General features: G+C 37.1%; 13 protein-coding genes and 3 pseudogenes. 3 read left to right on the top strand and 13 right to left on the bottom strand.

Annotated elements, in window-relative coordinates; genetic code table 11:
• Nucleotides 1–788 precede the first annotated feature (788 nt).
• The 8 genes and pseudogenes from JCM15457_RS10300 to ykzS form a co-directional block, all read right to left on the bottom strand.
• Nucleotides 789–2859: pseudogene (locus JCM15457_RS10300) on the bottom strand (LTA synthase family protein).
• Nucleotides 2860–2971: 112 nt separating this feature from the next.
• Nucleotides 2972–3205 carry a YkuJ family protein gene (locus tag JCM15457_RS10295; RefSeq protein ID WP_034989771.1) on the bottom strand — a complete coding sequence of 78 codons (234 nt, stop codon included), beginning with the start codon at nucleotides 3203–3205 and terminating at the stop codon, nucleotides 2972–2974.
• Between the two features lie 142 nt (nucleotides 3206–3347).
• Nucleotides 3348–4379 carry a lysylphosphatidylglycerol synthase transmembrane domain-containing protein gene (locus tag JCM15457_RS10290; protein ID WP_034989770.1) on the bottom strand — a complete coding sequence of 344 codons (1032 nt, stop codon included), beginning with the start codon at nucleotides 4377–4379 and terminating at the stop codon, nucleotides 3348–3350.
• Nucleotides 4379–5404 carry a glycosyltransferase family 4 protein gene (locus JCM15457_RS10285; RefSeq protein WP_034989769.1) on the bottom strand — a complete coding sequence of 342 codons (1026 nt, stop codon included), beginning with the start codon at nucleotides 5402–5404 and terminating at the stop codon, nucleotides 4379–4381. The genes JCM15457_RS10290 and JCM15457_RS10285 overlap by 1 nt, the downstream gene beginning before the upstream one ends.
• 24 nt (nucleotides 5405–5428) lie before the next feature.
• Nucleotides 5429–6613 carry a glycosyltransferase family 4 protein gene (locus JCM15457_RS10280; protein WP_034989768.1) on the bottom strand — a complete coding sequence of 395 codons (1185 nt, stop codon included), beginning with the start codon at nucleotides 6611–6613 and terminating at the stop codon, nucleotides 5429–5431.
• Between the two features lie 238 nt (nucleotides 6614–6851).
• Nucleotides 6852–8572: pseudogene (gene ptsP, locus JCM15457_RS10275) on the bottom strand (phosphoenolpyruvate--protein phosphotransferase).
• Nucleotides 8572–8838, bottom strand: coding sequence for a phosphocarrier protein HPr (locus JCM15457_RS10270; RefSeq protein WP_034989766.1), 267 nt, complete (start codon nucleotides 8836–8838; stop codon nucleotides 8572–8574). Before JCM15457_RS10270 ends, ptsP begins: the two are co-directional and overlap by 1 nt.
• 157 nt (nucleotides 8839–8995) lie before the next feature.
• Nucleotides 8996–9190 (bottom strand): protein YkzS, encoded by a 195-nt coding sequence (gene ykzS / locus JCM15457_RS10265; RefSeq protein ID WP_034989765.1) that lies wholly within the window; start codon nucleotides 9188–9190, stop codon nucleotides 8996–8998.
• A 185-nt stretch (nucleotides 9191–9375) separates the two neighbouring features.
• On the opposite strand from ykzS, the gene JCM15457_RS10260 reads away from it, so the two are divergent.
• The 3 genes from JCM15457_RS10260 to JCM15457_RS10250 all read left to right on the top strand — a co-directional run bounded on the left by JCM15457_RS10260 (nucleotide 9376) and on the right by JCM15457_RS10250 (nucleotide 13355).
• Nucleotides 9376–11562: an ATP-dependent Clp protease ATP-binding subunit gene (locus JCM15457_RS10260; protein WP_034989764.1), complete on the top strand. Its 2187-nt coding sequence runs from the start codon at nucleotides 9376–9378 to the stop codon at nucleotides 11560–11562.
• 311 nt (nucleotides 11563–11873) lie between these two features.
• The gene (locus JCM15457_RS10255) at nucleotides 11874–12158 is read left to right on the top strand and encodes a DUF1827 family protein (RefSeq protein WP_034989763.1); all 285 of its coding nucleotides are present in this window, start codon (nucleotides 11874–11876) and stop codon (nucleotides 12156–12158) included.
• An 87-nt stretch (nucleotides 12159–12245) separates the two neighbouring features.
• Entirely contained in the window at nucleotides 12246–13355 is a 1110-nt protein-coding gene (locus JCM15457_RS10250; protein ID WP_034989762.1) for a MucBP domain-containing protein, read from the top strand.
• 260 nt (nucleotides 13356–13615) lie between these two features.
• Here the strand turns inward: JCM15457_RS10250 and JCM15457_RS10245 are convergent.
• From JCM15457_RS10245 to tagD, 5 genes and pseudogenes are all read right to left on the bottom strand, one after another.
• Nucleotides 13616–15197 (bottom strand): annotated as a pseudogene (locus tag JCM15457_RS10245) (peptide chain release factor 3).
• Nucleotides 15198–15275: 78 nt separating this feature from the next.
• Nucleotides 15276–15944, bottom strand: a complete 669-nt coding sequence (locus tag JCM15457_RS12445) for a hemolysin family protein (RefSeq protein WP_235725685.1) — start codon at nucleotides 15942–15944, stop codon at nucleotides 15276–15278.
• On the bottom strand, nucleotides 15941–16567 hold the full coding sequence (locus JCM15457_RS12440; protein ID WP_235725682.1) for a CNNM metal transporter family protein: 627 nt from the start codon (nucleotides 16565–16567) through the stop codon (nucleotides 15941–15943). Before JCM15457_RS12440 ends, JCM15457_RS12445 begins: the two co-directional genes overlap by 4 nt.
• 60 nt (nucleotides 16568–16627) lie before the next feature.
• A complete protein-coding gene (locus tag JCM15457_RS10235; protein ID WP_034989761.1) occupies nucleotides 16628–18058 on the bottom strand; it encodes an ATP-binding cassette domain-containing protein in 1431 nt (476 codons plus the stop codon).
• A gap of 136 nt (nucleotides 18059–18194) precedes the next feature.
• Nucleotides 18195–18584, bottom strand: coding sequence for a glycerol-3-phosphate cytidylyltransferase (gene tagD / locus JCM15457_RS10230; protein WP_034989760.1), 390 nt, complete (start codon nucleotides 18582–18584; stop codon nucleotides 18195–18197).
• Between the last annotated feature and the right edge of the window lie 136 nt (nucleotides 18585–18720).

Genomic DNA, 18720 nt, shown 5'->3' with positions numbered 1-18720 from the left:
CAGTTTTCAAAGGTCTACATTGTTTAATAACACAACTTCTTGAGTTTAACATGTAATCCATTGCTTGTCAACTTGTTTTTTGAATAAATATTCAGAAACAAGTTGTTTTATTCAAAAGAATCTATTCAAGCTCAAGGTCATCAAGTCATCAAGGAGTAATACTAACTCCTGCGCCTCAACGACAATAAATATAATACCAAGTATAAGCTTCATGGTCAAGCCTTTTATCAAGGTTTTTTTATTATTTATACAAAAGCACATATTAATTCAACTTAATAAATTATTATTCGTGTTTTAGCAAAAAAATACTCAAAATTATAATTCAAATGGCTTTTTAAGTAATCAAAAAAATACAATTAAAATTTACTACACATTCTATATTCAATACAGTTATATCAATTTTGCTTTATCTAAATAACCAGCAAAAAAATTCTTTTGCTAATGGACTGAACATCTACAATATCAAACTATGTAGTACTTTTTAGCATGGCTAACTTTTGACTAATTCAGAATTCACAAATGATGCTCATATTAGCTACCTGTACAGGTTTCGAGTTCCACTGCCGTATAAATCCAGCTTTTTCCTAAACGCTGAGCTAAAATGCCGTTTTACACCTAATCATTTACCATATCTCGCCTGGCTTGCATTTCGTTTCAAATTCTATTTTGATATAAAATACAGTAATTTTTAAGCCATTCATTCAAATAAAAAAGTTTGGCGGTAAAGCAACTGCTTTACCGCCAAACCCAGATTTAAATCTTCTAAGCCATCACCAATTATAATTAGACTACTTGTTCTCATCCTTCAACTCAGGAGCATCAGTACTAAACAAATCAGTCGTAGATTACCACCATGTTCTTGAATCAAGCTCTTTTTATTCTTTTTGTAGCATTTTTTAGCTGTCTCATTCCATCACTATACTTGTAGCTGTAATCATTTTTATTAACCTTTTTAAAATTGGCAGGCGTGTAGAACCGTAACAAGTCACCTGTAATTATTTTATCTGACAGTGACAAGACTTTATCCGTACGTTCCTGTTGCTTGCTTACTTCTTCTTTTTGCTCTGTAGTCAAGTTATTCAGTTCTTTTCCAGCATTATCATAGACCTTGCTTCCTACCTTGCTTAACGATGGGGAGACAAAATCTCCATCTCTAAATGCAACTGTTTGATTTCGATCAGAAGCTAAAAGGTCATTTCCAAGTTGGATAGTATCATCATTTTTAATGCCTAAAAGATCTAGCAATGTCGGCATTACATCGATTTCTCCACCATAAGTATGATTAATTCCACCCTTTAATCCTGGCATATGGATCATAAACGGAACCTTCTGGAACATTGCAAGATCATAACTTGTTACGCTCTTCTTGCCAAGTAATTGGCTTATAGCCTTTTTATGGTTATTTGAGATACCATAATGATCCCCATAGGCAACAATCATAGAATTGTCATACAGACCTGACTTTTTAAGGTAGTTAATAAATTCTCCAAATGCCTGGTCCAAATAATGAGCAGTCTGAACATAGCCATCTACAGTCTGATCACCTGTATCTGTCTTAGCAATACTCTGGTTCATTTTATCCAATTCATAAGGATAATGGTTTGTGACCGTAATCACCTTTGCATAAAAAGGTTGAGGCAACTGTTCAAGATACTGGACTGATTGCTTTAAAAAGATTTTATCCTTTAGCCCGTAACCTACACTGTAATTTGTTTTTTCTTTAAAATAATTGTCGTTGAAAAAATACTGATATCCCCAAGATTTGTAAGTATTGTCGCGATTCCAAAAACTACCAACATCTCCATGCATTGCAGCAGTAGAATATCCCTGCTGGTCTAATATAGCCGGCATTGCTTGGAATGTGTTTGAAGTCCCATAAGAAGTCATAACTGACCCAGAAGGAAGCCCAAACAGGGAGTTTTCGAGCATTGTTTCTGCATCAGAAGTTTTTCCTTGTCCTACTTGGTTGAAAAAGTTATCAAAAGATAACGTACTATTATCACTGTAAAACTTATTTATATTCGGTGTAACTTCTTTTCCATCCACTTTGTAGTTAATAAGAAACTGTTGAAAACTTTCCAGATGAAAAATAAACACATTCTTCCCTTTTGCCTTACCATAATATGAAATATTAGGTGAAGTTCTGTTAGTTTTCATAAAATTAAGAACGGACTTCAAATCACTACTACTTGCGTTTGCACGCGTTGAACTTTCTTTATAAGTCTGATAAGCGTTATAACCAGCATAAAAGTTTATCCCTAAATATTTAACAATATAATTGTTATCGAATGTCCGCGTTAACAATTGTGGCCTATTTTTTTCGGCTAAAGAAAGGTTTACACCGAATAATAAGACTGCTGCCGCCGAAACCAAAGCTGCGGTACGCAACTTTATTTTGCGATCATCTATTTTGATAATCTTGAAAACCAATAACAAGCTGATAATGATAAAATCAAGAAAAATCAAAAAGTCGCTAGGATGAATTATCTCCATGATACTCAACCCTAAATTGTTAGAAACTGACCCGGAAGACTTTATTATCCCTAAGGACAAGAAATCGGAAAATTCACGGTAGTACAGAACATTTGCAAAAAGCCATATTGATTGGATCAAATTGATGGTCATCATTATCCAATATGACTTTCGACCTCTAAAATAAAGTGCAATTCCAAATAACAACACCCCTACAGGTATCGGATTAAGAACCAGCAGAGCCTGCTGCATACTGTCACTTACACCAAGATTGAACTTCGTCTGGTAAGTTATATAAGTCTTCAGCCAAAATACCGCAACTAAAAGTACAAAAAAAACTATTCGATTGTTCAAGGCATTTCTAATTTTACTCAAGCCTGACCACATCTAACTACCTCCATTATCTATCCAAAAAGCCCTTTTTCTAAACATTATAGTATGTTATATATACCATGGAAAACTTTTTGCATCCATCTTCAGCTATATTTAATAATTTCTTTTAATCATTCAGTAAATCATAAACTTCAATTGCAACCAAATCAATATTATCGAATTCGAATTGCTGCTTGTCAGGCAGTTCTTCTAAAACAAAAGTCTGCGTAGTTGGATCAAAACTAACTACCCCCAGCTCCTTACCATTTTTTTCAAAACGTCGTGTTTGAATCTCCTGACCTTCACTTTTAGTCATTGCATCTAACCTTGAGATTATCGCAATTAGTTGTGAGCTTTCCATAAAAAGGACCCTCTTTCATAATTTACTTTTAAACTCTAGCATCAACTTTTCCATTATACCCGATTTTAACAGACTAACCTATAACATACACTATATAAATCCAAATTCAGTACTAGATATTAAACAAATGTAAAATAGTTTTTTACTTATTTTCGTCAGTGTTCAATACTTTCTTTGGCTTGACTACCAATGCAACCATTCCCATAAACATTCCCAAATAGTAAGTAATCAATCGCCAGAGTAACATAGCAAGTACTAATTTGCTGGAATTTGAGATAAAACTTGTAAAAATAATTGAGAAGCTGTATTCAGCTCCACCTGAGCCACCTGGGATAGGAAACAATGAAATTATCATTACAATCAATACGTGCATTGTTGTCACCATTATCAAGTTTACATGTGTCACACCTAATGCAAGTAAAATAAAAAAGGGGATAATGTAGTAGAAAAACAGCTGTACCAATGTCAATAGGCTGATCTTAACGAGTAATTTCCAACTTCTTTTTAATCTCAAACTTTCATTATAGAAATTATCAATTTTCTCATCAACAACCTGTTCCCACTTTAGGTAACGCCCTTCCTTTTTAAAAAAGAATCTAAGTTGTCTAAAAAAGAACTTGACTATTTTCTTAGTGAAATTATACCAGTACATGATGAGCACTAGGCTGATGATAACTATAAAATGAACTGCGAACCCCAAAACGAAAAGAAGTGATAGCACATGTATTTTGTCTGATACGTACTGAAAACCCACCAACAATGAAACTATAAAGTTTATAACGATCATCGATTGGTAAACAACAAACTTCATTAGCAATACTGATGTCGCCCGACCAGCATCAACTCCAGACTGAAGCAATGCGAACAATTGTGCGGGTTGTCCGCCAGAGGAAAAGGGGGTTATTCCGTTAAAAAGCTGCTCAATCAAGGGTATTCTGATAGCATCGCGCATCGGAAACAGAGACCCCTCTCTTTTCAAAAGAACCCTTACAACCAAGGCCTCTAAAAAGAAAGAAAGCAACATACTCACGACAGCCACAATTAACCATTGCCATTTTAACTTTGTAATATCTCCGACAAGCGACCTAAAAGATACATTACGGACAGAAAAAGTAAATATCGCAGTTCCCAAAATAAGCATCAATACAAGTACAATTTTGTTATTCCTTGTCATTATTTCACCATCTCAGTCTGCTCTTTATAAAAAGAATACCACCTTTGAGCGAGGTGCTCCTCCGAATACCTAGAAGAGGCCTCTACCGCCTTTCCACGCAATTCTTTTAATTTTTCTTTATTATCACTCAGACACTTAATGCCTGCTTCCATCTCATCTACATTGCTTGTAGGTAGATAAGCTCCTGCGATAATTGATTTGTACAACGTTAGGTCCCTGAGCATCACTGGCAAAGCACAGCTAAAAGCTTCCAAAACACTCATTGGAAACAATTCATTGAAAGACGGAAGTAGAAATAAATCAGCTAAATTATAAAATTCATTCATTTGCTTCCGCTCTACAATTCCAGGAAATACTAAATTAGCAGGTGGATTATCCACAACTTTTTTTAGTTCGTTATAGCCATCAGTCATTTTTCCAAAAGAGAATCCGCCTACCCAAATAAACTGGATATGCGGCAATCGATAAGCCAATTCGATAAAATCAGCAACACCCTTTCTTTCCTGAATTTGGCCGGTGCCAATAACAACAAACTTGTCTACAGGTATTTTGTTTTTTTTACGAAGTTCTTTTTTTTCTTCTCTAGATAACTCAAAAAAGCTCTTTTTGGAAACAAAATTAGGAATGTACACTATCTTTTCCTTCGGTACACCGTAACGCATTAAATCCTCAATAAAACTTGGATTAACAACAACCAGCTGGTCCATCCTCTTATAAAAAGCTATGAGATAATGAAAAAAAATCCCCTTGAAAGGCTGGGGTATCTTCAAACTGCCATCTATAGTCTCTGGTAAAAAATGGACATAACCAATCTTCCTTCCTCTATTCGGTAAAAAAGTTGAAAGATAAAATTTAAAATCAACTGTATGGTAATGGCTAATATCAGAACGGCTAAATTTATTGATCTGAACATCAATCTCATCTGCAAAGTGCTCTCTTAGCAAGTTAACGAGTTCGGTGTAAGCACTTCCGACGCCCTGTCCCTTGACTTTAGTCGCGGAAGAAAACATGTGAACCTTCAACATAAAAAAACTCCTCAAAAATAAAAATTAACTGATTTCACTAGAATGGCTCGTTTGGTTCTCCTTAGCATAAATTATCTGACATCCCTTGTATAACTGCAGAACACGCTCCCCAAAATTATCAGCTGAAATATCATGTAATTTAGATGCTAGTTTCTTCTTATCATCGAATTTGGTTGTACTAGTTAAATATTGACAGATGCTAGCAACTAGCTCATCCTCATTCAAAAAAGTTGTGCCTATTGCTGGATCATCCAAAAGCTGATCGGTATAAGGGCTGTGTGTAGCCACAACCTGCAATCCCGAAGCTAGCGCTTCAATATACGTTAGGCCTTGCGATTCAGAAATAGAAGTTGAAACAAACAAATTCGCCATATGATAATAATGAGGAACGTCGTCATTATCAACTTCACCAGTAAAGACAATCTTATCTTGCAATGCTAATTTTTCGGTTTGCTCAACCAGATCTTCCCTTGCCGGGCCATCACCTACAATTAACAAACGTGCCCTAGGGACCTTCTCAATAATCTTAGGCATTGCTGCTATCAAATTATTAATATTTTTCTCATAGGCCAGTCGACTTACTGTCAAAAGTAAAGGCGTCTGCTCTGCAATGCCATATTTAGCCCGCCACTTTGGCACCGAGTCGTACTGTTGAAATTTTTCAATGTTGACACCCGTTGGTATTATTGAGATTGGTGCTTTTATCTTATAATTCTTGAGGGTGGTTAAAACCCTCTCACTTGGAGCGATAATTCCAGTCATATGGTAACAAAAAGAACGCGACATCTGCTTAACATGGTAAGGCTTTAACAGTCTCCCTTTAGCCACATAATGCAGATAATCTTCATACATCGTATGATAAGTATGTAGGCACGGGATTTTTAAGTTTTTTGCAACAAACTTTCCAATCCAGCCCATCGAGAACTCCGTTTGTGTGTGTACAATGTCTAAATTCAATTCCTTTGCAACCTGATAAGCGCGAAAAAGCCCTCTTACCGCTATTCTACGATCAGTAAAAGAAATGAAAGGTATGCTTTTAAATCTAAAAATATTGCGTTCATAATGATTTTGATCCACCTTGGGATCTGTAGTCGTAAAAATATAGACGTTATGCCCATGACTTTCAAGTTGTTCCTTTAATGTTTTAATAGAGGTAGCTACGCCACTAACTTGCGGATAATATGTATCCGTAAAAATACCAATATTCACGAGCATCCCCCCTAGTGTTAATTAGTCATCACTAATTATATTGTTTCTGTTACTGCTATGCAACAATTCATACGCTGTTCTTAGCAAAACGCCGTAAATCTTAACAAAAATATTATTTGAGTACCAATTTTTCGCAATTTTTATCATTAGATAGAGTAACATGCTCACACCAAAAAAGTCTGCGACAAAACGAGTGTTTCGTCACAGACCTTAAATTTAGATGTGCATAGTACACTAGCTATTTAGTGTATTCTTTAACCAATTCGACAACTTCTTCTGTCGTTTCACAATCATCAGTAGCTTTCTTTGCTAATTCTTGCATTTTGGTTGTATCAATCTTTTTCAACAAACTACGTGTCTTCAAAATTGAAGTAGCACTCATCGAAAATTCATCCAACCCCAATCCGGCAAGAATAGGAACAGCTATTTGATCTCCAGCCATCTCACCGCACATTCCGGTCCATTTACCTTCTTTGTGTGAAGCATCGATAATATTCTTGATTAATCTTAAAATCGAAGGGTTATATGGTTGATACAGATACGATACTCTTTCATTACCACGATCAGCGGCCATTGAATATTGAATCAAATCATTGGTCCCGATGCTAAAGAAGTCAGAATATTGTGCCAATTTATCAGCAATCATAGCAGCAGCTGGGATTTCCATCATCATACCAACTTCAATATCATTTGAAACTGCTACGCCTTTTTTAACAAGCTTTTCTTTTTCTTCTTCAAAGACAGCTTTAGCTTCTTTGAATTCTTTAACGGTTGCAATCATTGGGAACATAATTGCAAGTTTGCCATAGTTAGAAGCTCGCAGTAATGCACGTAACTGTGTACGGAAGATATCTTGTCGATCCAAACTAATTCGAATAGCACGATAGCCCAAGAAAGGATTCATCTCTTCTGGAAGCGGCAAATACGGTAATTCTTTGTCACCACCGATGTCCATTGTCCGGACTACCACTTGCTTGCCATTCATCCCCTCAACGGCTTGCTTGTAGGCTTCAAACTGATCATCTTCGCTAGGCAACTCACTAGCATCCATGTACAAAAACTCTGAACGAAACAGTCCAACTGCTTCCGCACCATTATCAGTAGCGCCTTCAACATCTTTAGGTGTTCCAATATTTGCACCTAAGATAAAGTTTTTACCGTCAGCTGTAACAGTCTTAGCATCCTTCAGCTCTTTCCACTCAGCCTTTTGCTTGGCAAAAGCATCAGATTTTTCAGCATACTTCTTCAATTCTTCGTTCGAAGGATCAACCAATGCATTGCCTTCTATTCCATCGATTATAACTGTTTGACCTTCCGAAATAGTCGTTGTAGCTGATCCAGCACCAACAATTGCAGGAATCTCCAAAGTTCTGGACATGATAGCTGAATGTGATGTTCGACCACCAATATCAGTAATAAAGCCCTTCACGTATTTGCGATCGAGTTGTGCTGTATCTGACGGTGTCAAATCGTGTGCCACTATTACAACTTCCTCGTCAATCAATGCAGGGTTAGGCAGTGTTACCCCTAAAAGATGGCTCAACACGCGCTTTGTAACATCGCGAATATCACCGGCACGTTCTTGCATATAGCATTGTCGGTCATACCTTCAAACATCGCAATAAATGTATCCGTGACATCTTTTAAGGCCTTTTCTGCATTCACCTTTTCATCTTTGATCTTATCATTAATGTTTCCCATCAACTCTGGATCAGAAAGAATAGTCAAATGAGCCTCAAAAACTTCTGCTTCCTCGGCACCAAGGTTTGCTGCAGCTTTTTCTTTAATGATCTTCAATTCATTTTTAGCAGCAGCTACAGCCTCTTCAAGGCGTTTAATCTCTGCTTCCGGATCATCAATGCTTGCTTCGGAAAATGATAAGTCGGGTTGTACAAGCATATAAGCTTTCGCAGCGGCTATTCCATCGCTAGCAGCAATCCCCTTCAACATTTTCGTCATTATTCAGCAAGTCCTTCCTTTTTCATTGCATCCCCAATAGCTGCGATAGCATCAGCTTCATCAGCACCATCTGCTGCGATCGTTACATCAGCATTTTGACCAACGCCCAAAGACATGACACCCATGATTGACTTCAAGTTAACTGACTTGTCCTTGTATGTCAAAGTAATATCTGCATTATACTTGCTTGCAGCCTGCACTAATAATGTAGCTGGACGAGCATGAATACCTGTTTCTGCAATGATGTGAAATTCTTTCTTCTCCATAATAAATCGTACCCCTTTACTATATATAAATGTTATTAAGAATCATCCCGCAAAATAATGCATCCTTTCAAGAACGCGTTTTCATTATTCAATGCGACATTATCCTCACTAGACTAAATGTTAGCATGAATCAAATTTCAAAACAAGTATTTTTCCATCATTCACTAGTATGTTTGTCTTCTCGTTTGTATATGATACTTCCTCCTCTTTGAGCAGTCCCAACTATACTTTTTCGATGTTGAAAATTCATGAAAATCTCCTGAAAAACCATAAACTCTTTCGGAGTTATCTCAAGACTTTCTATCTTCTCGTCCATTAATTGTTCTAACAATTCCTGATAATTTTTTTCCATTTGCTATCCCTCTCAAATTCACTGATTCTCCCCAGTAATGGTAACTAAAAAAAGTCTATAATACAAATTAAAATCTCATAAGCATTCTACTTGCGCTTTTTTATCTGACTATGTATACTATTCTCGAAAGGTCAAAGATAGTCAAATTGATCTTTATTCGATAATGAAAGGTCGTGATTAGTACTATGTTATGTCAAAATTGTCATCAAAATCCTGCTACGATCCATTTATCAACTAGTATTAATGGACGTCAAACTGCGATCGATCTCTGTCAAAACTGTTATCGCTCTATAAAGGAAAGAAATCAACAAAATAGTCAAAATATGATGTCAGATCCTTTTGGGTTTGGTAGTTTGGATGATATTTTCCGCACTATGAGTAATGAAAATGCAAATCCACAATTCCAAGGTCAACCTAAAGGACAGCGCCCATCTGCCGGCAGTACAGGCCGCGGCAACGGAGGCGGTATTATTGCACAGTACGGTTTAGACTTAACTGCAGAAGCTAAGAACAATCGTATTGATCCAGTCATTGGGCGTGATAAAGAAATAGCACGGGTCATTGAAATATTAAACAGGCGAACCAAAAACAATCCTGTTCTGATTGGTGAGGCTGGTGTCGGCAAGACAGCAGTCGTTGAGGGACTAGCTCAGAAAATTGTTGATGGTGATGTTCCGCAAAAGCTACTCAACAAGAAGGTCATTCGCCTTGATGTTGTTTCTTTAGTTCAAGGTACTGGAATACGTGGTCAGTTTGAGCAACGAATGCAACAACTGATGGACGAGCTAAAGCAACAAAAGGATATCATTTTGTTCATAGATGAAATCCATGAGATTGTCGGTGCTGGTAATGCTGAAGGTGGTATGGATGCTGGTAATGTGCTTAAACCAGCTTTGGCCCGAGGCGAATTGCAGCTGGTCGGTGCAACTACGTTGAATGAGTACCGTGCTATTGAAAAAGATGCGGCGTTAGCTCGCAGATTGCAGCCTGTCCAAGTCAACGAACCAAGCATTGAAGAAACTGTTAAAATACTGAAGGGAATTCAAGGCAAGTATGAAGGGTATCATCACGTTAAATACACTGATGCTGCACTCAACGCGGCGGTTAAACTTTCAAACCGCTATATCCAAGACCGCTTTCTTCCCGACAAGGCCATTGATTTACTAGACGAATCAGGTTCTAAGAAAAACTTAACTATCCAATCCATTGATCCAGCAGTTGTCGCTGAAAAGATAGCAAATGCTGAGAAACAAAAGCAAGAAGCTTTGAAAAATGAAGATTATGAGAAAGCAGCTTATTATCGTGATCAAGTCAATCGATTTAATAAACTGAAAGATTCAAGCATTGAGGAAAACAACGTGCCGGTCGTTACTGACCAAGACATGGAGAAAATCATTGAAGAAAAAACTAAAATTCCTGTTGGAGAATTAAAAGCCAAAGAGAAGCAGCAGTTACGAAATCTGTCGGAGTCGCTTGAGAATCATGTTATTGGTCAGGATGAAGCTGTTAACAAGGTTGCCCGCGCTATTAGACGGAATAGAATTGGCTTCAACAAGTCTGGGCGCCCAATCGGTTCATTTCTCTTTGTCGGTCCAACCGGTGTCGGTAAAACAGAAACGGCTAAACAGCTTGCAAAAGAGTTATTTGGTACGACAGATGCGATGATCAGATTCGATATGAGTGAGTACATGGAGAAGCACTCAGTCTCAAAACTGATCGGATCACCTCCAGGCTATGTTGGTTATGAGGAAGCGGGTCAATTAACCGAAAAAGTACGACGCAACCCTTATAGCCTAATTCTTTTAGATGAAGTTGAAAAAGCTCACCCAGATGTGATGCATATGTTCCTACAGATTTTAGATGATGGCCGTCTGACTGATTCGCAAGGACGCACTGTCAGCTTTAAGGATACAATCATCATTATGACGTCAAACGCAGGAAGCGGTGATGCAGTTGCCAGTGTAGGTTTCGGCGCTGCGGCATCCGGTACAACTCACTCAGTGATCGATAAACTCTCCAAATACTTTAAGCCAGAATTTCTAAATAGGTTTGATGATATCGTTGAATTCAATCCACTGTCAAAGAAGGATCTTGTCTCCATCGTTTCGCTGATGCTAACCGATGTCAATGATATGCTTGCCCAGCAAAACTTAACTATTAATGTAACACCGAAGGTTAAAGAAAAATTAGTAGATCTGGGATATAATCCACAAATGGGAGCTCGTCCGCTGCGTCGTGTTATCCAAGAACAAATAGAAGACAAGCTGGCTGATTATTACCTTGACCATCCAACTGTAAAGGAATTTAAGGCTTCTGTTGAGGATGAAAACATCGTAGTATCTTCACTTAATGATGTTCCAGCATCTAAGTAACTAGTTACCTTTATCAAGCCTAAAAATTTAATATTACTAGAATTAATCTAAGGGGCTGTGACAAAACTAATTGTGTTTTGCCTCAGCCCCTTATTATTTTTCCAAGAAATACTGTTTTAAACTAGCAAACCTTAGTTTAAGCTGCCAAGCTTTATGTTTTTCGAGTTATTACAATTTTTCTTTGTTTCATTTTCTAATTAATAGGTCTATATTAAGAAATGAGTTAACAAAGTACACATGTTCTGCTTTTTAGACATGATTAACATGTATATTTTTGTATAATGTAGTTAGTAGGATAAGGAGGAATTTATATGCACTTAATAGATGTCAGTAACAGTTACTCAAGAAAAATTCAAAGAGAACTAGCACAATCTTCTACTCACTTTATAAAAATTTATACCCTTGGTCGTACAAGAATAGTTTACAAAAAAAGTCCTAGCAAAGAAGAAATTGTCCTTTCAAACAAAATTCGTCAAGTTACGAATGAGGAAATCGATTTTACATTGACCAAACTAACTAATTTAACCAGAAAAGATGTCGAAATCACGAAAACTAAAGACTTGGTCGAGATCATCATCAATGATGGTGCTGATTAAAATTATAAATTTCAGTTCCTACTGTTAATAGTCGGTAAAGACGATTATAATTTATGTATTCAATAACTTATTAAGGTGGTGTTATTATTGTCTTTTTCTGACCTTGTTAAACGCTTAATTACCAGAAACCCTCTTCGCAAAAATAGGCATCCTAAAAGAAACTTCGACTCTGTTTCAGTAACTACTGCTCCCGCATCTCAATCAGCAGCACCTTTCCCAGAGCCAGCAGTAACTGAAAGAAATGTCACAAAGCCCGAAGAGGTTAATCGTCAGAAAGCGATAACGATTGCACCACAAAAAAATATCACTCGCCAAAATGCCTTACTTTTAATTGTTTATCAGGACATCCACAACAAGCTCCTTTTCCCTTCACAAATAATTAGTGGTCAGCTTGGCGAAAAACTAAGAATGCAATTTAAAGTCTTCCCCGACTATAATTTAGTTAGAATCAATGGTTTTACCAGCTATTTTGCTTCTCGTTATGGCATTATTACCTTAACTTACAACAAGAAAGATGCCGGTGTAATTTGGATACTTTGTCGTGATATTGATACTAACTTTTTCTTAAGTGATCCATATCTGATCAGGGGAAAAGTCAAGGAACCCTTTGAACTATATTCCCCTACGCTTGCAGGTTATAACTTGATTCGAGTTAAAGGTAACTTGCGTGGCAACTTTTCTTACGACCAGAAATTTGTCACCTTCTATTATCGACAAAGCAGCTGGAAAGATGTTAGAAAAGTCGAAAACTATTTAAAGATATTGGGTCCGCTTGCAAGTTATGAACAACCACAAGGAAAGGAATTGAATATTTCCTTCGCACTGAACACTGTCTGGCGCACTTTCTCATCAATTACCATGGAAAACGGTGATCTTTGGTACTGTTTAGGTGGGGCAATTTGGATCAAATTTGATCCTCAAAAAGTTGTTTATTCAAATAAACGAGCGGAGTCGACCTTGTTGCCGGCTAAGGCCTCAGTGGAAATCAACAACTTCAAAGAATCACGTGAAGCTCTAGTTGACTTTATTCCAAATGGGAAAGTAGCTGCTTACGACTCTCCATTCGGACAAAAAATCGGTCTTTTTGCAGATAAGACTAAAGTCGTTGTTACAGCTCAAGCTATAAATGATGGGGTCACATGGTTTAAATTGCGTCAAGGAGCTTGGATACCACGGCAGTATCTGAAATTTCTTTAGAACTTCGCTATAAGTCTAACGGAATCATTACCTTTGCCTAAGTCTTCAAATTACTACACGTAGTCCACATTCTATTCATAGCTGAACGAAAAAAACTAGCTACTAAAAATTTGTGCAACATAATCAATAAAAGGAGGAGCTGAGTCAAATTAAAATTTGACCCAGCTCCTCCTTCTATTCCGTATAAACGTGTTACAGTATACCTGTCACTAATTTCGTGCTTGTTTTTTCTTTGTAATAATTTCTAACTACTCAATATTTTATAGTTTAGCTGTCAGCTTAACCTTGGGATATTTATCTTGGAACCATCTTTCTGCAAATTCATTTTCAAATAAAAATAGCGGTCGATCTTGGCGATCTTTGACTAACAAATTCCGTGAAGTTGACATTTTTTCATCTAATTGTTCCGGCTCAATCCAACGCGCTGTTTTTTTACCCATCGGAGTCATTAAAACTTCAGAATGATACTCATTCAACATTCTAAATTGAAACACCTCAAACTGCAGCTGACCGACAGCTCCAAGAATGTAATCCCCTGTACTGTAACTTTTATATAGTTGAATTGCACCTTCTTGAACTAGCTGTTCAATTCCTTTATGAAAAGACTTTTGTTTCATTACATTTTTAGCAGTAACTTTAACAAATATCTCTGGGGTAAACTGAGGCAATTTTTCGAATTGAACAGCCTTTTTACCACTATAAATTGTATCACCAATTTGAAAGTTTCCAGTATCATACAACCCAATGATGTCTCCGGCAACTGCATAATCTAAAGTCTCACGTGTATCAGCCATAAATTGAGTTGAATTAGATAAGCGCATTTTTTTGTTTCCTCGGGTTAAGATGACATCCATTCCACGTTCAAATTTTCCCGAGCATATCCTGACAAACGCTATTCGATCACGATGATTCGGGTTCATGTTCGCTTGAATTTTGAACACAAAACCTGAAAATTCAGTGTCGATAGGTTTGACAACATCCCCCGTCTCCGTATGATGTTCATTTGGTGCTGGAGCAAATTGAAGATAAGCATCTAAAAATGTTTTTACTCCAAAATTAGTTAGTGCCGAACCAAAAAATACAGGAGTCTGTTTACCAGAACTTATCTTTTCAGTATCAAAATTATTCCCAGCATCGTTTAGCAACTCAACTTCGCCCAATACCTGTCGATAGATGCTCTCATCCTTCAATCGGATTGATTGCGCCAATAATTTCTCCCTTGTCATCAAGTTTAACAAAACTTTCCGCCTTATCTTCACGGCGGTAAAGTTCTATTCGCTTGTTGAAAATATCATAGATTCCCTTCAAGCCCTTTCCCATCCCAATGGGCCAATTCATTGGGTATGCTTGAATACCTAAGACATCCTCCAATTCAGTAACTAAATCCAACGGTTCTCTTCCGTCACGATCCATTTTATTAATAAATGTAAAAATAGGTATCCCGCGCATTTTACATACTTGAAATAGCTTTTTTGTCTGTGGTTCTATCCCCTTAGCCGAATCAATCACCATAACCGCTGAATCCACTGCCATTAAGGTCCGATAAGTATCTTCTGAGAAATCTTCGTGCCCTGGCGTATCCAAAATGTTAATTCTTTTATCAGCGTAATCAAATTGCATCACTGAACTGGTAACCGAGATACCACGTTTTTTTTCAATCTCCATCCAGTCAGATTTAGCAAAACTACCAGACTTCTTCGCCTTGACAGTTCCCGCCTTGCGAACAACTCCTCCAAAAAGCAGCAACTGTTCTGTTATAGTTGTTTTACCAGCATCCGGGTGAGAAATAATTGCAAATGTTCTTCGTTTATTAACGGCATCAATCAATTTTTCTTTTTCCATTTCAAACCTCTTTCTTGTACACATTTATAAAATTCAAATTAGACACATTTCAATCATGGATCAAATCCTATTTATTTGTTAAAGCTGATGAACACTTTTTTCCTTTCGCACATGTGCTATTACTAAAGCCGGTGGTAAAGTCACACGAACTTTCATGATACGCGAATCATCAATTTCTTCGGTTACAAGCACTACTCGTTCTTCGGTCTCAATTTTGAGCTTCTCACCATCATTTGGTATGAAGCCCAACTTTGTAATTATATACCCTGCAATTGTGTCAACTTCGTTCACCATCAAAGTTGTACCAAATTCATTATTAAAGTCATCCAACGAAAGTTTTCCTTGCACGATGAATTCATTGTCAGAAATCTTATGATAAATCTGATCAGGCTTGTCAGATTCATCATCAATCTCACCTACAATTTCCTCCAAGAGATCCTCTAACGTAACTAAACCGACAACTCCTCCATATTCGTCAAATAAAATTGCCATTTGATTTTGTGTTTTCTTCATCTCAAACATTACTTCGTCAATTGTCATCGTTTCAGGAATAAACAAGGCGGGCTGCATTACTCTTCTGATTGTAACGTGCTCAAAACCCTCTTTTCGTGCCGTGCGCAATAAATTTTTTATGTGTACCACACCTAAAATATTATCTTTATCCTCATTGTAAACCGGTACACGTGAGTAAGGCATCTGCAAGATAGCGTCAATATTACGATCATTGTCATTTTGAATATCGATCATAAAGCATCGGTTCGTGCAACCATCACTTCACGGGCCATTTTGCCGTGCATGGAGATAACCCCCTCAATCATCTCAAAGGCTTCATTATTGAGTTCCCCGTTTTCTCTTTCGTGTGTGATCATATCGATAATCGTTTTCCATGAAGCTTTATTCGAAAACTCTTTTTTCACAGGTTTGGCTATTTTTAAACTAACTTTATTTAAAAACCATGTACAAGGATAAAATATTCGTCCGAAAAATACCGCCAAACGATAAAAGTGCGTAAAAGATTTAGTTGGATTATTGTCAATCACTTTGAGAGGCAATATATACATTAATGGATACAAAACACAAGCTAGCAGACAATTGACGAGGACAAAGTAAACAATACCATCTAAGGTCAGACCGTACAGACTTAAACAAATAAGAGTCACAATAGCTGCATCCATCGCTATTAGAAAAACAACCGCCAGCTTTATCGCGCTTAAGTATTTGGCAAACCTTGTAATTTTTTCTGGATCTTTTTTTATATCATTATTTGTTTTCAGCAACGAAAAAGCCGTGACTGAAATTGAAAGGGAACATAAAACTAACGCTATTAAAATTATTAGCGACCATCCTATAGGTACAGAATATAAGCTCATATCAGTCCTTACTCCAATTCTAAAAATTAATCTTACCTCAGACTGTTCTTCTCACCCATTTCATTTTGGAACGCGAATAATATCACCGGATTTCAGTTGACTGTCTGAATTCATACTATTTATCTCTCGAATTTTATCAGCTGTCGTGGCATACTTTTGTGCCAAGCCTTCTAATGTGTCACCATCTGAAACATTAATAGTCTGCGTATTTTTCATTAGGTTTGCTTTACTTTCACTTGCTGCTTTGGCGGAACTTTCACTTGCTGCCGCCGCTGATGAAGAGGACGCAGCTTGGGAGGAAGATGCTTTTGCTTTTGACTCTGATTCTGATACTGCTTTTGTGCTACTCTGACTTTCAGAGGATTTTTGTTTTTTGGACACTGATTTTTGCGTTTGTTTATTCTTCTCAGCAATTGTTTGACTACTTTTGCTATCACCAAAACCAGCAAAAATATGACTGTCAAAACTAAGCCAAACGGCAGCCACAATTACTACAACCGCTAAGATACCAACAATGTACTTCACTTTACTTTGACTATTTTTACTTTGTGATATATCCTTCTTATCTTTTGTAATAATGCTTTCCTTATTCACTGGGTCTGCACCATGTTCTTTATAAAATGCTTTTCGCATTCTCGGCTCATCTTTACGAGTAAAACCGTGTTTGAACTGTTCAACTTTGAATGTTTCGTAAACTGAAGCAACATCAAAATTCAGCCGTTTTTTTTGATTTTCCGCAAGATAATCATTTTTTTCTGGCAAGCTTAATGCCCGGAACCAATTGATGTGGTATTCAAATTGTTCCAACACATCACGCGTTGGTCCAAAACCCTGAGCTACACCAAAATTGAGCCAGAGAGTTCTTTCGCAGAAACGCTCTATGTTAAATACATTTGTATCCGCAACAATAAAGGAAACCCCCATATCTTTAAGCGCTTGAATTTTTTGAGCCACTTTTATGTGGAATATGTTATCCAAATTATTCAAAACACTATCTAGCAGCACTAACTTAGGTGCCACAAAAAGAGCTATTCCCAAACTTAGCCGTGCGTAAACTCCAAGTGAATAGTCACGTACGGGGCGGTACAACCATTCACCTAGATCTACAAAATTAACGATCGCATTACATAAATGACCAACCTTTATTTCATCAAGATCAGCCGCCATAATTGCCTTTCGAATATTTTGCAGTCCCGTCAGGTCTTCCTCTAAACCACGACTCGCACTTGCGCGGTTGATCTTGCCATCAATAGTTATGAATCCTGTCGTCTGTTTAACAGTTCCAGCTAAAATATCAATCAGTGTCTGTTTCCCAGAACCGTTCGTTCCAATTACGCCGATTGCCTCACCTTGGACAATATCCAGCGAAACACCGCGGAGTTCCCAAAAACTTTGTTTTTCATCTAGTGGAAGTTTCGTTTTTCCAAGATCCTTTTTATCCAATACTAGCGGTTCATTTTTAGTAATATACTTTATTTCCATTTTTCCCATAATTATTCACCCAATATTTTGTTTACGTCGAAACTGACGGTCGTTACTATCACAATAAAATGCAACATCGTTGCTACAATAAAAATAGCCTCGGTTGACATAAAAATGTTACCAAAGCCTAAACCCACTTATTTTTCTAGTTCATTCCTAAATCATCTTTTATTCTTGCTGTCGAAATACCTTTGGTACGCGGCAAATAAACGACCTCACAGTAATCCTTCAAAAAATCAAATTTACCTTTCCAATCATCACCCATCACAAAAAGGTCGATCTTGTACTTAATAACATCATTTATTTTTTGATCCCAATTTTGCTCAGGTATCACTTGATCAACATACTTGATCGCTTCCAAAATATACTTTCGATCTTCATATGAGGTATACGCTTTTTTTCCCTTGATTGCATTAAACTCATCAGTCGAAACACCAACCGTTAAATGATCACCTAAAGCTGCTGCTCGTTTTAATAACCTAACATGACCTTTGTGCAATAAATCAAATGTTCCGTACGTAATAACTCTCTTCATTTTTTTCAACCTCATTGTTCAACTCGAAATCAAATCTTTCAATATAACCAGAAGAGCTACGAGCCCTAAAAAGGTTACTGTTCCACGCGAACTTCCAGCAGCAACAGGAACAGATCCCCATGAACTGACGGCACTT

Source organism: Liquorilactobacillus sucicola DSM 21376 = JCM 15457 (assembly GCF_000612445.1).
Classification (GTDB): Bacteria; Bacillota; Bacilli; order Lactobacillales; family Lactobacillaceae; genus Liquorilactobacillus; species Liquorilactobacillus sucicola.
Note: the sequence above shows the minus strand (reverse complement) of the source record. Positions and strands in the feature narration are given on the sequence as shown.

Coding starts and splice junctions, on each gene's coding strand:
- JCM15457_RS10295 (WP_034989771.1), bottom strand. CDS start 3,205: ATGGAAAGCTCACAACTAATTGCGATAATCTCAAGGTTAGATGCAATG.
- JCM15457_RS10290 (WP_034989770.1), bottom strand. CDS start 4,379: ATGACAAGGAATAACAAAATTGTACTTGTATTGATGCTTATTTTGGGA.
- JCM15457_RS10285 (WP_034989769.1), bottom strand. CDS start 5,404: ATGTTGAAGGTTCACATGTTTTCTTCCGCGACTAAAGTCAAGGGACAG.
- JCM15457_RS10270 (WP_034989766.1), bottom strand. CDS start 8,838: ATGGAGAAGAAAGAATTTCACATCATTGCAGAAACAGGTATTCATGCT.
- ykzS (WP_034989765.1), bottom strand. CDS start 9,190: ATGGAAAAAAATTATCAGGAATTGTTAGAACAATTAATGGACGAGAAG.
- JCM15457_RS10260 (WP_034989764.1), top strand. CDS start 9,376: ATGTTATGTCAAAATTGTCATCAAAATCCTGCTACGATCCATTTATCA.
- JCM15457_RS10255 (WP_034989763.1), top strand. CDS start 11,874: ATGCACTTAATAGATGTCAGTAACAGTTACTCAAGAAAAATTCAAAGA.
- JCM15457_RS12445 (WP_235725685.1), bottom strand. CDS start 15,944: ATGATCGATATTCAAAATGACAATGATCGTAATATTGACGCTATCTTG.
- JCM15457_RS12440 (WP_235725682.1), bottom strand. CDS start 16,567: ATGAGCTTATATTCTGTACCTATAGGATGGTCGCTAATAATTTTAATA.
- JCM15457_RS10235 (WP_034989761.1), bottom strand. CDS start 18,058: ATGGGAAAAATGGAAATAAAGTATATTACTAAAAATGAACCGCTAGTA.
- tagD (WP_034989760.1), bottom strand. CDS start 18,584: ATGAAGAGAGTTATTACGTACGGAACATTTGATTTATTGCACAAAGGT.